General features: G+C 65.5%; 11 protein-coding genes. 8 read left to right on the forward strand and 3 right to left on the reverse strand.

Translation table 11 applies throughout. From position 1 onward, the window contains the following. Positions 1-7 precede the first annotated feature (7 nt). Positions 8-847: a sugar phosphate isomerase/epimerase family protein gene (locus ACFTZB_RS13725; protein ID WP_378432235.1), complete on the forward strand. Its 840-nt coding sequence runs from the start codon at positions 8-10 to the stop codon at positions 845-847. Between the two features lie 165 nt (positions 848-1,012). Here ACFTZB_RS13725 and ACFTZB_RS13730 read toward each other — a convergent pair whose 3' ends face one another. Then, positions 1,013-1,726: a GntR family transcriptional regulator gene (locus ACFTZB_RS13730; RefSeq protein WP_378432236.1), complete on the reverse strand. Its 714-nt coding sequence runs from the start codon at positions 1,724-1,726 to the stop codon at positions 1,013-1,015. Between the two features lie 181 nt (positions 1,727-1,907). Between ACFTZB_RS13730 and ACFTZB_RS13735 the strand changes: the two genes are divergently transcribed. From ACFTZB_RS13735 to ACFTZB_RS13750, 4 genes are all read left to right on the forward strand, one after another. Further along, positions 1,908-3,638, forward strand: a complete 1,731-nt coding sequence (locus ACFTZB_RS13735; protein ID WP_378432237.1) for an IlvD/Edd family dehydratase — start codon at positions 1,908-1,910, stop codon at positions 3,636-3,638. A 32-nt stretch (positions 3,639-3,670) separates the two neighbouring features. Then, positions 3,671-5,215, forward strand: a complete 1,545-nt coding sequence (locus tag ACFTZB_RS13740; RefSeq protein ID WP_378432238.1) for a GntP family permease — start codon at positions 3,671-3,673, stop codon at positions 5,213-5,215. A gap of 28 nt (positions 5,216-5,243) precedes the next feature. After that, a complete protein-coding gene (locus tag ACFTZB_RS13745) occupies positions 5,244-5,639 on the forward strand; it encodes a universal stress protein (RefSeq protein WP_378432239.1) in 396 nt (131 codons plus the stop codon). Positions 5,640-6,070: 431 nt separating this feature from the next. Next, positions 6,071-6,394 carry a hypothetical protein gene (locus ACFTZB_RS13750; protein WP_378432241.1) on the forward strand — a complete coding sequence of 108 codons (324 nt, stop codon included), beginning with the start codon at positions 6,071-6,073 and terminating at the stop codon, positions 6,392-6,394. A 275-nt stretch (positions 6,395-6,669) separates the two neighbouring features. Here ACFTZB_RS13750 and ACFTZB_RS13755 read toward each other — a convergent pair whose 3' ends face one another. After that, on the reverse strand, positions 6,670-7,608 hold the full coding sequence (locus ACFTZB_RS13755) for a LysR family transcriptional regulator (RefSeq protein ID WP_378432245.1): 939 nt from the start codon (positions 7,606-7,608) through the stop codon (positions 6,670-6,672). Between the two features lie 166 nt (positions 7,609-7,774). On the opposite strand from ACFTZB_RS13755, the gene ACFTZB_RS13760 reads away from it, so the two are divergent. From ACFTZB_RS13760 to ACFTZB_RS13770, 3 genes are all read left to right on the forward strand, one after another. Next, positions 7,775-8,527, forward strand: a complete 753-nt coding sequence (locus tag ACFTZB_RS13760; RefSeq protein WP_378432247.1) for an enoyl-CoA hydratase-related protein — start codon at positions 7,775-7,777, stop codon at positions 8,525-8,527. Between the two features lie 75 nt (positions 8,528-8,602). After that, complete coding sequence (locus ACFTZB_RS13765; protein WP_378432249.1) at positions 8,603-9,799, forward strand: AMP-binding protein; 1,197 nt, start codon at positions 8,603-8,605, stop codon at positions 9,797-9,799. A gap of 11 nt (positions 9,800-9,810) precedes the next feature. Continuing rightward, positions 9,811-11,124 carry an aminotransferase gene (locus ACFTZB_RS13770; RefSeq protein ID WP_378432251.1) on the forward strand — a complete coding sequence of 438 codons (1,314 nt, stop codon included), beginning with the start codon at positions 9,811-9,813 and terminating at the stop codon, positions 11,122-11,124. Here the strand turns inward: ACFTZB_RS13770 and ACFTZB_RS13775 are convergent. Beyond that, positions 11,100-11,340 (reverse strand): hypothetical protein (locus tag ACFTZB_RS13775; protein ID WP_378432253.1); only part of this gene is annotated, 241 nt, incomplete at its 5' end. The genes ACFTZB_RS13770 and ACFTZB_RS13775 overlap by 25 nt on opposite strands.

The following is an 11,340-nucleotide window of genomic DNA, read 5'->3' on the forward strand; positions in this document are numbered from 1 at the left end:
GACCGGCATGGGAGAAATCAAACTCGGCCTGAACCTGGAGTTCGCGCGGTTCGAGAACGGGTCTTTCGACTGGGCGATGGACCAGGCCGCCGAGATCGGCTACAAGTACGTCGAGCCGATGGTCTACTGGGGCCGCGAGTTGCTGAGCACCGCCGGGTACTTCCACACCCGGTCGATGCTCGACGACCCGCTGATCATCCGGGACGCCGCCGAATCCCGCGGGCTGAGCATCTCGTCGCTGTCCAGCCACGCCCCGCTGGCCAAACCGGACGTGAGCGTCGACTACCTGAAGCAGTCGATCCGCTACGCCGCCGAGGTGGGTTCCCCGATGATCATGGTCGACGACGGCCCGCTGCCGACGTGGACCACCGAGGCGGAGAACTACACGCTGATGCGGTACACCCTGCAGGAGGCGGCGAAGGTGGCCGAACCGCGCGGCATCAGGATCGCAATCGAGACGCACGGCGAATACACCGCCACCCCGGAGCGCCTCGAGAAGATCATGAACCTGATCGACAGCCCCGCGCTGACGATCAACCTCGACACCGGCAACAGCTACCTCAGCGAGAACGACCCCCACGAGTGGCTCGAGCAGATCATCGGCGACGTCACCCACCTGCACGCCAAGGACATCGGCGTCGACGACGCGAAACGGCTGCGCGGCAAGGTCCGCGGCATGCTCGGCTGCGCCTGCGGCGACGGCGTCATCGACTGGGAACGGATCGTGAAAACCCTCCACGGGGCCGACCACGACGTCGTCCTGTCCGTCGAATGCGGCGGCCTCGACGCCGCGAAGAAGAGCTACACCTACCTCACCGATCTGATCACCCGCATCCAGGCCGGCTGACAACGGCGTCACCGGTCCCGCAGGTGATCCCACGACACGCTGGATCCTGAACCGACATTCGAGTCTCCGGCGCGTCGTGTCCACAGCGTGCCGCCCGACACACCCCGTGCGCCGGGCGGCACGCATCACCCCCACCAGCGGTGCCAGTGGACTGCGGCGAGATGCCTACTGGCCGAGTGGCTGGTGCTGAACTCCCAACAGGTTGAGGTAGGCATCGCGGGAGGGCTGTAGGTGCAGCGCGCACACCTGCACGAGCTCTTCGGTGTCTCCGTCCACGAGTGCCTGCACCATGGCTCGGTGTTCGTCACGGGCACGGAGCAGAAGGTGATCGTTGACAACGGTGATGGACCGGATCGGTGATGCCATGCGTGCGTGCCGCCTGACCGCCTCGACGAGGATACGGTTGGGCGAGAGGTCGTAGAGGGCGTCGTGGAAGGCGAGGTTGGCGCGTAGTGCCGCGCGCCGGTCGCGGCGCTCGACCGCGTCCTCGTGTGCGTGTAGCGCGTCCTCGACCGGTTGCAGGTCTGCGGCCGAGACCGGCTCGACGATGGCACGAGCGCAGGCAGCTTCGAGCAGTTCGCGGACATCGTAGAGGTCGCGCACGTCCTGCGCGGTGAACGATCGAACCAGCGCCCCGACATTTGCTCGCCGCTCGACCGCTCCGCGTGTTTCGAGGGTGGCGAGCGCACTGCGCACGACATGCCGTTTGACGTCGAACCGGTCCATCAGCGAGTCCTCGACGAGGCGTTCTCGCGGATGCAGCAGACCGATGGCGATGTCTTCTTCGAGCTCATGGGCGATCTGTTCCGCCATGAGGGCGGCCTGCTGGCGAGACTTCGCGGGGCCGGTCGCGGACGCATCTCTCGCATCGATACTCACGCGCGCTCACCCTCCCCTCTCTCAGACACGGTCTCTCCGTACCTGTCGACATGGTCTCACGACCACCCTGTGCAGTGGGAGTTCCGCCGTCCGCCGCCGCGATCGGGTGTTGCGCTCCCGGCCGCTTCTGTGGTGTGATGCCAGTCTCACCAGATTATCAATAATAAGGATGATGATCCAGATGGCGAATGCAGCAACACCCACCGGCCTGCGGTCGAACCTCACCAGCTACGGCGACACCGACTTCGCGCTCTTCCTGCGCAAGGCGTTCATCAAGGGCGCCGGCTACAGCGACGACGCCCTCGACCGGCCGGTGATCGGGATCGTCGATACCGAGAGCGGGTTCAACCCCTGCCACGGAAACGTCCCGCAGCTCATCGAAGCGATCAAGCGGGGTGTGATGCTGTCCGGCGGCTTCCCGGTGTCGTTCCCGACCATTTCGCTGCACGAGAGCTTCTCGTTCCCGACGAGCATGTTCCTGCGGAACCTGATGTCGATGGACACCGAGGAGATGCTGCGCGCCCTGCCCGTGGATGCGGTCGTGCTCATCGGCGGCTGCGACAAGACGGTGCCCGCACAGCTGATGGGTGCCGCATCGGCGGGTAAACCCGCCATCCAGTTGGTGACCGGCTCTATGCTCACCGGCAGCCACCGCGGTCGCACCGTCGGTGCGTGTACCGACTGCCGCTTCTTCTGGGGCCAGTACCGCGCCGAGAACATCGACGACGACGAGATCGCCGAGGTCAACGGCCGGCTCGTCGGCTCGGTGGGTACGTGTTCGGTCGCCGGCACCGCCAGCACCATGGCCGCTGTCTCCGAAGCAATGGGCATCGCTCTCCCCGGTAGTGCGTCCCCGCCCGCGGTGACCGCCGACCGCATGCGCATCGCCGAAGAAACCGGCAGACGTGCCGTCGGGCTGGCCACCGAAAGACTCACCATCGACAAGATCCTGACCCCGGCAGCGTTCGACAATGCGTTCCGTGTCCTGTTGGCCATGGGCGGATCGACCAACGCATTGGTGCACCTGGCCGCGATCGCCGGCCGCTGCGGATACCCCCTCGACTTGGAGGCATTCGACCGGATGGGCCGCGAGACGCCGGTGCTGGTCGACTTGAAACCTTCCGGTGATCACTACATGGAAGATCTGCACCGCGCCGGTGGCGTCCAGCGTCTTCTCCTCGAGATCCGCGACCAGCTCAACCTCGACGCGCTCACCGTCACCGGCCGAACCCTCGGCGAGGAGCTCGACGACGCACCCGCGCCGTTCGATCAGGACGTGATCCGCAGCCGCGAGAATCCCATCCACAGCGGCGGCAGCATCGCGATGCTGCGCGGCAACCTCGCGCCCGGTGGGTCGATCATCAAACAGTCGGCGGCATCGGTAGGGCTGCTCGAACACCGCGGCCGCGCCGTGGTGTTCGAAGACGCCGAGGACCTTTCCGCCCGCATCGACCGGGACGACCTCGACGTCGAACCCGACGACATCCTGGTCTTGCGCAACATCGGCCCGGTCGGTTACCCCGGTATGCCCGAAGCGGGGTACATCCCGATCCCCCGCAAACTCGCCCGTGCCGGAGTCAAGGACATCGTCCGGATCTCCGACGGCCGGATGTCTGGCACCGCCGCCGGCACCATCGTCCTGCACGCCTCACCCGAGGCCGCCGTCGGCGGCCCACTGGCTCTGGTGCGTACCGGGGACATGATCACGCTGTCGGTCAGCGAACGGTCGTTGCACCTCGAGGTGTCCGACGACGAACTCGCCGCGCGCAGGTCCGACGTCGTCGCCCGGCCCAAGCCTCGCCGCGGCTACGCCAAGCTGTACGCCGACGAGGTCACCCAGGCCGAGGAAGGATGCGACTTCCGCTTCCTGCAGGCCACCGACACCACCACCTCCGTTCCCAGCACGCGCTGAGGCATCGAGATACAGGAAGGAAGTCTCGTGCCATGAACCATCAAACCTGGGTCGCCATCGCCGCGGTGCTGGCAGTCGGATTACTGCTCATCCTCATCATCAAAGTCAAACTCCAAGAATTCCTCGCTCTGCTGGTCACCACGCTGCTCTTCGGACTCGTGATCGGAACCGGCCCGACCGAGTTGATGAAACTCGTCGTCGCGGAGATGGGGGACACGCTCGGACAGCTGGCGCTGGTGATTGCTCTCGGCGCGATCTTCGGCACCGTCCTCCAGCGCGCCGGTGCCGCCGAACGCATCGCGATCACCCTCGTCGACAAGTTCTCCGACCGCACCGTGTCCTGGGGCCTGGGGCTGGCCGGATTCCTCGTCGCCACCTCGGTCTACATCGACGTCGCCATCGTCATCCTGGTGCCGATGCTCTACGGGGTCGCCCAGCGCACCGGAAAATCCCTTCTGCACTACGGCATCCCGCTCTGCGCGGGCCTGAGTTGCGCCTACACCTTCATGCCGCCGGCACCGGGCCCCCTGGCCACCGCCGGCATCATGCACGCCGACATCGGACTGGTCATCCTGTTCGGCATCGTCTGCGGAATACCGGCAGTCTCCGTCGCCGGCCCCTTGTTCGGACGCTTCATCGCCAAACGCATCTTCGTGGTCCCACCGACCATGGTGGCCGCCAACATCGGAGGCGGCAGCGCTTCCGGCAGCACCGGCAGCACCGGCGGCACGGATCCACACGGTGGCGAGGCATCGGGCGGCACCACCCAAGGCGGCAGCGACGTCGGCTCGGGCGGCACTTCCGTCGCCGACCCGGGACGAGCAGCGACCCGGCCGGACACTGTCACCCAGGTACGCGACAGCAAGGCCGGAACAGCTCCGGTGCGTCCCGGAAACCCGGACACCCTGCCGTCCTTCGGCGGCGTCGTCGCGGCCCTCCTGATGCCGCTGGTACTGATCCTCATCGGCACCATCGGCCGCGTCATCGGCGGTGAATCCACCGGCGTACAGGTACTGACCTTCATCGGCAACCCCATCATCGCCCTGCTGCTCACCTGCCTGTTCAGCCTGTGGGCGTTCGGGATCAAACGCGGCGCCTCCCGCGGCGACCTCCAGCGCTTGGCGAGCGACGCACTCGGACCGGCCGGGATGATCATCCTCGTCACCGGGGCGGGCGGTGTCTTCGGCGGTGTCCTGATCTCGTCCGGTCTCGGCGAAACACTGTCCTCGGCCATGCGCGACGCCAGCATCCCCCTCGTCGTATTCGGCTTCGTCGTCGCCGCGGTCATGCGTATCTCTCAAGGTTCCGGACTGGTCGCCATGATCACCGGCGCGACGTTCAGCAATTCTCTCGCCGAGTCACTCGGCGCCAGCAACGTGACCATCGCACTGACATGCATCGCCATCGCGTGCGGCGGCGCAGGCTTCTCCCATGTCAACGACTCCGGCTTCTGGATGGCCAACCGCTACTTCGGAATGAGCGTCGCCAACACCTTGAAGTCGTGGACGATCATGAAGTCTCTTGTCGGACTGACAGGATTCGGCATGGTCTTGATCCTCAGCATCTTCGTCTCGTGATCACCCTGGTCCACTCGAAGGAGTCCGCATGACCATCGTCGTCGCATACACACCCTCCCCCTCCGGCGAAGCAGCTCTCACCGCAGGTCTCGCCGAAGCGCACCGCCGAGACACCGATGTCGTCCTGGTGAACGTCGCCCACGGCGACATCATCTCCGAGCACAAAGTCGCAACGGAAACCCAGCTGCGCACAGCGACGACCCGAGCGAACGAGATCGGAGTCGTCATCGACATCGTCCAGCCCAGGGACTCGCTACCGCACTACGCCATCACCCGCACAGTCCACGAATCCGCCGCTGACCTTCTCGTCATCGGGCTGCGCAAACGCTCACCAGTAGGCAAATTCATCATGGGAAGCCTGGCACGGCAACTCCTCGTCGACGCACCCTGCGATATCTACGCCGCCAGAATCGAACCACGATGACACCGGCGAACACCCGCCGCAAGCAAGGCCTTCATCGAGGCCGCCGGCCCCTTGCAGTCGCCGGGTCAGAAGACGCGACATCCCTCATTCCCTATCAGAAGCGTTAATGTGGGCACCATTCGGAGGTGCTTCCGAGGAAGACATCCTGGTGCACTTCGGGATGACACCGCACCGGTTCATCCACCGCCTGTGGCAGGCCATCGCCGAATCGGAATGCGACCACGACGGGATACTCAATTTCGCTCGTGTATACCCGCGGCGCCACGAACCGAACAGGACCCCGAGTCACTGGTCAACAGGTGGTGGCACGCAACGTCCTGGGCAAACGCGTTCTCCTCGACCGGTGTGAGGAATGTCCACCCATCAGGGCCGTACAGACAATTAGCAGTGAGTCTGCTCTTGCTAACGACCCATAAGAGAAGGAGCTCCTCATGACCACTCCGACGTCCGGTACAAAAGCGACCGACACGAAGGTCTCCGGTGGAAATTCCTCCCGCGCAACAGATGCCGGGAGGATAAATGATCAGAACGCGTTCGCAAGCATCGGGTCGAAGGTCGTCGACACGACCAAGAAGGCCGGGAACCGGTCGCTCGACGTCTACGAAAAGGCTCTCGACAGTAGCCTCGAATACCACTCGGCAATCGCGGCGGCCACCAACGTCGAGTGGGTTTCGGCGATTGCGGATGCGCACGCGAAGCTGGCCCGCGAGATCAGCGCGGCGACAACCGCAGCGGCTCGAGAATTCCTGAAGTAGCTGCCAGGACCCGCGGTAGCACGGTCACCGTGGGTCCTGACCGCCGCCTCTCGAGCGAGAGCCCTCCGCGGGAAATTCATTCCGTCTCCCGAACGAGGGCCTTGCGTTGGGCATTGGTGAGGTCGCCGTCCTGCCCTATCGCCCGAACTACGCTCGAAGACTCCTCCGGACGCGCGCGGCCAGGATAGACAGCGGGGAACGCTACCCTCCGACCCGCACGTCCTGGATGCTTCGGCCCGCGACTTCGCCACGTCGGCGGAGAGATATGGAGCTTGTCAACCCAGCGTGGCGGCCGATTGCTGCCGTCGATGCAGCGCCTTCCCCGTCTTCTTCAGGATGGTGAGGAGCTCACCCGCCAGAGCGACGTGGCCGGCGCTGGCAGGCAGGGCCACGAAGACCTCACGCGCAAGCGCCGGCTTCAACCGGCGGGCGCGAGTTCCCCGGCCGGGAACCAGGGCGAGCTCGGGAACGAATGCGACGGCGACACCGGAGGCGGCGAGCGCCTGTGCGACATCGTAGGACTCGGTCTGGAACGGCACCCAAGGCACGAACCCGGAGCCTGCGGCTGCCGAGTTCAATTGCGTACGTGCGGGTCTGCCGGTGATGCTGCACGCCCAGGCGTCCTTCTCGAACGCCTTCAATTCCACCGCCTGCGAGGCCGGACCCTGCGCCTGAGGGTGATCGTCGGGGAGGACGACCCAAAGCGGATCGGTGAGAAGGTGCTCGAATCGAACTCCCTCGACCGCACTCGGGGTGCCGCTGTACGAGGCGGTGATCGCCATATCCAGCTCACCGGTGGTGATCAGTTCGATGCCTCCGTCGGTAGGTACGTCGACGACCGACAACTGCGCTTCGGGGTGCCGGTAACGCAGCGCCGTCAGTCCGTCCGGAAGCAACGCAACCGCCGCAGAGGGAAACGCGCCGAGACGGAGCCTGTTGGCGTGAGCGCCGAGGTAGTCCGCGACGGTCTCCTCCGCTCGGGACAGTTCCGCAGAGACGCGTTCGCTGTGCTCGGCCAGCAGGCTCCCGAGAGGAGTCAGCGTGGCACCTCGCGCACCCCGTTCGACCAGCAGTGCGCCGAGGTCACGTTCGAGCTTGGCGAGCTGCTGTGACACTGCGGGCGAGGTGATTCCGAGTGTTTCTGCTGCGCGCGCGAGGCTGCCCCCCTGCCTGACGGCCAGCAGGAGGGCCAACTGCGACGAGGTGAGGTTCATTAAGCAAACTTTAGCGCTGCACCAGCTAGATCGCCATTCTACTTATTCAATTTCGGCGAGACGATGGACGGTATCGAAACCCGCAGAAGGAGTACGCCCCGATGGCCAGTTCACTTCGCGCATCTCGCGCCGCCGACTCCCGCGCCTGGAAGTCAGGTGTCCTCCAGTGACAACCTCCGTTCGATTCGACGTCCGTAGCAACGTCGCCTGGATCACCCTCGATGGCGCGGATACCCGCAACTCCCTCGATCGGACCAGCGCGCAAGCCCTGGTCGACGCTTGCGATGCCGTCGACGACGACCCATCGGTGGGTGCTGTGGTGATCACCGGAGCCGGAAGCGCCTTCTGCTCGGGGGCCGATCGGGCTGCACTCCGGAATCTTGCCAATGCACAGCCGCACGAGGCGTACGAGGCGCTCGACTGCCTCTACCGTGCGTTCCACCGATTCGGTGAGGTGACTGTTCCCTCGATTGCCGCGATCAATGGCGCCGCGGTGGGAGCCGGACTCAATTTGGCGTTGTCGGCGGATGTGCGTCTTGCCGCCGAGGACGCACTGCTGGTACCGGGCTTCGCGGAGAACGGAATTCATCCTGGCGGTGGGCATTTCCATCTTCTCGAGCGCGCAGCCGGTCGCCAGACCGCCGCCGCGCTGGGTGCGTTCGGGCGCCGGTTGACCGGGGCAGGCGCCGCTGACACCGGACTGGTGTTGGACGCGGTTCCGGCGGCCGATCTCGAAGAGGCCGCCCAGCGCCTCGCCGAACCGGTCGCCCGAGATCCTGGACTCGCTCGGGCCTTGGCGAACAGCCTGCGGTTGACGACCACACCACCGCGCGCATGGCAGGCGGCAATCGAGGTCGAACGCGCCCGGCAGATGTGGTCGCTGTCGCGCCCCCGCCCGGTCGATGCCGCCGGTCGGTAGAACCCGCGGCACCGCGGGGCGACGGTCGACCCGGCACCGTTCGCTGATGGACCCCAAGACACAGGAAGGACCGTGATGATCGACAATCTCCCACGCCTTCTGCTCGATCGCGCGTCCATCCGCCCCGACCTGATGGTCGGTGTGCTCGACGATCAGATCTCGTTGCAACGCGCTCTCGAACTTGCCGCCGGTGGGGCCGCCGACTTGCGTGCCCGGAATCTGTCTGCTGACGACCGCGTCGCGATCGTGGCAGAAAACTCGACGGACTACGTTCTGGCCTGGCTGAGTTGCCTGTTGGCAGGCGTGCCTGCCGCGCTGGTGGATCCGACCTACCCTCGGGAGCCCCTGGCGTGCATGCTCGACGTCCTCGACCCGACGATGGTGATCAGCGACAGCCCCGAGACCGCGTCGTTCGCCGGGTCTCGCCCCGCGATCGCCACCAGCGTCTTCCGCACCGCCGCTCGGCGCGATCCCGGCTACGCCCCCGGCGTCGACTCGGAAGAGCAATCGACAGCCTCGTTCATGCTCGCCTCGCGGTCATTCGGGGGGATCCCGAAGTTCTGCGCCCAATCGCATGGGTATTTTCTCCGGCTCGGTCGCGCTGTCTCGGAGGCGTTGACGCTCAACGAGCACGACCGGTCACTCACTGCCCTGCCGCTCTCGCAGATCGACTCCCTCGGATGCGGGGTCGTCGGCGCACTCACCGCGGGCGCCGACGCCTTGATCGCGCGGCCCTTCGCCGCCCGTACCTTCTGGTCTGCGGTGACCGACCAGGAGATCACCGCACTCACATTGGATGAATCACAACTGAGTAACCTCGCACGCACCGCCACGACGGAGGAAGTGGCCGGGCATCGCGTGCGGACCATGTTCCCGGCCGACGCCCAGTTCATGCGCCGGTTCGGTATTGCCCGAGCTGTTTCCGGATACGGTTCGACCGAAGCTGCCGGAGCGAGTCACCTCCGCTCATGGCACCTCGGACACGACACCCCCGCCGACGCTCATCGCCGCGTCGGGCCCGGGCGAGGAGACATCGAATGGCAGCTGACCGACTCGGGCGAGATCCTGGTTCGCGAAGCCGTTCCCGGGTCCCTGTGCACCGGCTACTTCACGTTTCCCGGCCTCAGCGCGTCAGTCGACCAGAACGGCTGGTTCCACACTGGAGACCACGGGCGACTCGACAAGGACGGCGGCTTGGTCGTGGTCGGGCACGGGGCCGAATCCCTGGACATCGCCACCCACTGGTCCCCCATCGAGATTCACCCAACCTGAAGGAACCCGAGATGCCTCTTCAACTGCACAGCCTGACCGATCGCGAGCTCGAAGTCGAGCTCGCCCGATGCCGCGCCGAGTACGACACAGTGAAGGCGCGCGGGCTGGCCCTCGACATCACCCGCGGCAAGCCGGCACCGGAACAACTCGATCTCTCCGCCGCGATGCTTGTCCTGCCCGGTGACGGCGACTACGTGATCGATGGAATCGACTGCCGCAACTACGGTGAACTCGCCGGTCTCCCTTCGCTGCGTGCACTGTTCGGCGAGGTCCTCGAGATCGCCCCGAAGAGTCTGATTGCCGGCGGCACGTCGAGCCTGGAAACGATGTACGACGTGCTCTCGTTCGCGTGGATTCACGGGACGGGGGGCACCGGTGCTCCCTGGTCCGCTGCTCCGGTGAAGTTCCTGTGCCCCGTACCCGGCTACGACCGGCACTTCGCCATTACCGAGTCGTTCGGAATCGAGCTGGTCCCAGTCCCGTTGCTCTCCGACGGCCCCGACATCGACGCGATCCGGAACTTGGTTGCCAGTGATCTGCAGATCAAGGGCATCTGGTGTGTCCCCGTGTATTCCAATCCCAGCGGGGTGACCTATTCCGAGCAGGTAACTCGCGACCTGCTGAGCATGGAGACCGCCGCACCGGACTTCCGCATCTTCTGGGACAACGCCTACGCGGTGCACGCATTGGCCGGCGATGCTCCAACGAGTTTCGACATCCTCGGAACCGCAACCCACGTAGGAAATCCCGATCGGCCCTTCGTCTTCGCCTCGACATCGAAAATGACCATTGCGGGCGGCGGTGTGAGTTTCTTCGCCGGATCCGATGCGAACATTGCGTGGTATCTGAACCACCTCTCCCGGAAACGTGTCGGACAAGACAAGGTCAACCAGCTGCGGCACGTCCGGTTCTTCCGCGACGCGGACGGTGTTCGCGCGCACATGCGCAAACATCAGCGAATTCTCGCCCCGAAATTCGAGCTCATCACCTCCACACTTCGACGCGAGCTCGGCAATTCGGGCATCGTGTCCTGGACGGAGCCGACCGGAGGCTACTTCGTCAACCTCGAGGTGCTCCCCGGCACCGCTACTCGGGTAGTCGGCCTGGCAAAGGACGTGGGTATCGCGCTGACACCGGCCGGTTCAGCGTTCCCATCCGGCAACGATCCTCGAGACAGTCACATCCGGTTGGCACCGAGTTTGCCGTCCGAACAGGAGCTGCGGCTGGCAATCGACGGGCTGTGCATCTGCATCCGGCTTGCGGCGACCGAACTGGTCCACAACGACCGCCACGCCGGTGTTCACCGCTCGCCGGCGTCGGTGTAGCCGGAACCGGCACGGCAGGAAGGGATCCGAATGTACCAGCTCTCCTGGATGATGCGCCGGGCCGCCTTTGCCGCAGGGCTGTTGCTGGTCTTGGTCGTCGTCGGTGATCTCCTGCACCAGGGTATGCAGCTCATACACAGCTGGTGACAATTCCGGTCCGCGACCATCCGCACCGGCCCCTTCGAGGGGCCGGTGCCGCCTGCGCATGGATTCTCC

This window comes from Rhodococcus sp. NPDC057014 (genome assembly GCF_042673295.1).
GTDB lineage: Bacteria > Actinomycetota > Actinomycetes > Mycobacteriales > Mycobacteriaceae > Rhodococcus_F.

Excerpts from the sequence above, each read along its gene's own strand:
- ACFTZB_RS13725 (WP_378432235.1), top strand. The coding sequence starts at position 8 with ATGGGAGAAATCAAACTCGGCCTGAACCTGGAGTTCGCGCGGTTCGAG.
- ACFTZB_RS13735 (WP_378432237.1), top strand. The coding sequence starts at position 1,908 with ATGGCGAATGCAGCAACACCCACCGGCCTGCGGTCGAACCTCACCAGC.
- ACFTZB_RS13740 (WP_378432238.1), top strand. The coding sequence starts at position 3,671 with ATGAACCATCAAACCTGGGTCGCCATCGCCGCGGTGCTGGCAGTCGGA.
- ACFTZB_RS13745 (WP_378432239.1), top strand. The coding sequence starts at position 5,244 with ATGACCATCGTCGTCGCATACACACCCTCCCCCTCCGGCGAAGCAGCT.
- ACFTZB_RS13750 (WP_378432241.1), top strand. The coding sequence starts at position 6,071 with ATGACCACTCCGACGTCCGGTACAAAAGCGACCGACACGAAGGTCTCC.
- ACFTZB_RS13755 (WP_378432245.1), bottom strand. The coding sequence starts at position 7,608 with ATGAACCTCACCTCGTCGCAGTTGGCCCTCCTGCTGGCCGTCAGGCAG.
- ACFTZB_RS13765 (WP_378432249.1), top strand. The coding sequence starts at position 8,603 with ATGATCGACAATCTCCCACGCCTTCTGCTCGATCGCGCGTCCATCCGC.
- ACFTZB_RS13770 (WP_378432251.1), top strand. The coding sequence starts at position 9,811 with ATGCCTCTTCAACTGCACAGCCTGACCGATCGCGAGCTCGAAGTCGAG.